This is a genomic window from Candidatus Termitispirillum reticulitermitis (assembly GCF_054655775.1).
In genome coordinates, this window is the sequence record NZ_BAAIHG010000218.1 from 1 (window position 1) to 632 (window position 632).

Consider the following 632-nt stretch of genomic DNA (forward strand, 5'->3'; position numbering starts at 1 on the left):
GGAAAATACGGCTCAGTTGCGCACGGCAAAGAAAGATATATCCCGCGTTAAGACAATACTGACCCAGCGTGCAGTTGGAGATAAGTAATGGAAAGAGGCATTAGAAAGGCGCGTCGTGGCGTTGTAGTCAGCGACAAGATGGATAAAACCATTACCGTAAAGGTAGAGCGTCAGATGTTGCATCCGCTTTATAAGAAGTACATCAAGCGCACTAAGAAATTCTACGCGCATGATGAAAATAACGAGGCGAGAATAGGCGACGTGGTGGAGATTGCTGAAACTAAACCTATCAGCAAACTAAAATGCTGGCGGCTCGTTACGGTAGTGTCGCGCTCTGTAGAGGCTGCCGATGATGCTAAGCGTGAGGAGGCTCTGAAATGATTCAGGTTCAGACGCGGTTAAGAGTAGCTGATAACAGCGGAGCTAAAGAGATTATGTGTATTAAAGTTCTCGGTGGTTCGCGCAAACGCTACGGCAGGCTTGGCGATATTATCGTAGCAAGCGTAAAAGACGCTGTTCCAGACGGCACTGTCAAGAAAGGAACAGTTGTTCGTGCATTGGTAGTGCGCACTAGCAAGGAAAAGAGACGTCAAGATGGCACGTATATCAAATTTGATGATAATGCGGCTGTG

3 protein-coding genes are annotated in these 632 nt (G+C 47.2%); all 3 read left to right on the forward strand.

Translation table 11 applies throughout. The annotated features are described in order from the left end of the window. A partial coding sequence (locus tag AC1MDJ_RS08380) for a 50S ribosomal protein L29 (protein ID WP_479690456.1) occupies nt 1-88 on the forward strand: 88 nt, incomplete at its 5' end. Then, on the forward strand, nt 88-381 hold the full coding sequence (gene rpsQ, locus AC1MDJ_RS08385; protein ID WP_479690454.1) for a 30S ribosomal protein S17: 294 nt from the start codon (nt 88-90) through the stop codon (nt 379-381). The genes AC1MDJ_RS08380 and rpsQ, both read left to right, overlap by 1 nt. Continuing rightward, nucleotides 378-632: 50S ribosomal protein L14 (rplN, locus tag AC1MDJ_RS08390; RefSeq protein ID WP_479690455.1), on the forward strand; the 255-nt coding region annotated here is incomplete at its 3' end. The genes rpsQ and rplN, both read left to right, overlap by 4 nt.